The organism is Micromonospora sp. M51 (assembly GCF_018070305.1).
GTDB classification, from domain to species: Bacteria; Actinomycetota; Actinomycetes; order Mycobacteriales; family Micromonosporaceae; genus Micromonospora; species Micromonospora parva.
Window position 1 is genome coordinate 1 of sequence record NZ_JAGPXZ010001190.1, and the last position, 1,179, is coordinate 1,179.

The following is a 1,179-nucleotide window of genomic DNA, read 5'->3' on the forward strand; positions in this document are numbered from 1 at the left end:
ATCCTGGGCCGACTGCCCGACGGGCGTACCGGGTCGGTCAACGACCTCGGCGCGCTGACCCGCGCGGCGGCCGTCGAGGCGTACGTGGCTGGGCAGGTGACCGACCCGATCGTGCGAGGGCTGCACGTGCGCTGGCTGGACGGGCCGGCCCAGGGGTGGAGCTGGGTGCAGGTACGCCCCGACGCGTGCCTCGTCGAGATGGTCTCGGTGACCGAACACCGCTTCTCCTGCGGCATCGACGCGGCCCGGCTGGCCGAGGATCTCGCCGCCGTTGCCGTGGGGGAGCGACTGCGGGAGAACGCGGTGGCGAACCTGCTGCCACGTGCCGAGTGGACCGCGCGGATCGCCGCGCTGAGCGAGCGCCGCCACGAACTGGTCGGCGGTTTCGCCTTCGACCATCTCTGCGCCGACTGACCGCACCCGTTTCACCTGCTCTTCCCCGCCGCGTACCGGCTCCGTGTCGGGTCGCGGCAATTTCCTGTGCGTCAGTTGAACCTTCCCGGCACCCGCCCCGTACTCCTGCGCGAATGAACAGGATCTCCCCATCCGCGTCGACCGGCGCGGGAGACGGTGCGGAAAGGGCATCGTCGGCCATCGACGCATTACCGGGTGGGTCACGGTGGGTCCCTGCCGCGGCCGTGCCCCCACACATCCGTCGGTCCGCCGAGGGCAGAAATCCACTACCGGATCGAGAAGGAGAGCAATTCGATGCGCAGGTCCACTCGGGCGCGCCGGCCTTCCGGCAACGCGCGGAGCAAGCGTCTGCTGGCAGTTGTCGGCACGCTCGCGGTCTTCGGCGGAGTTGTCGCCGTGACTCAGATTTCGTCGGCCCAGGACCGGCGGACAAATAAGCCACGTCCGGCCGCCGGGCAGTGTGTGGAGCCGAGCCCGGGCGCGACCGCGCCGACCGGCGCCGGTTCGACCAGCCGAACCTGGCAGAACGGTCGGTGGGTGCGTAATCACTGGGGTGACGGACAGCAGTCGGTCCCCGAGTGTGAGGACGGCAAGGACGGCACGGTGGGCACCGGCACCGCCGTCGCCTGTCCGGATGTGGCGGCCAAACTGCCGCAGGTGCCGAACCGGGCGCGGGCCGAGGTGGACCGCAACCTCGCCCAGTTGCAGACCCAGATCGCCGAGGCGGACCGCCGGCTGGCCGCCGAGGGCAACAAGGGTGAGGCG

At 71.0% G+C, this 1,179-nt stretch carries 2 pseudogenes; both read left to right on the forward strand.

Annotation, left to right across the window (positions count from 1 at the left end):
* Window positions 1-414: pseudogene (locus tag KBX53_RS33580) on the forward strand (hypothetical protein); the annotation flags it as partial.
* Window positions 415-708: 294 nt separating this feature from the next.
* Window positions 709-1,179: pseudogene (locus KBX53_RS33585) on the forward strand (hypothetical protein); the annotation flags it as partial.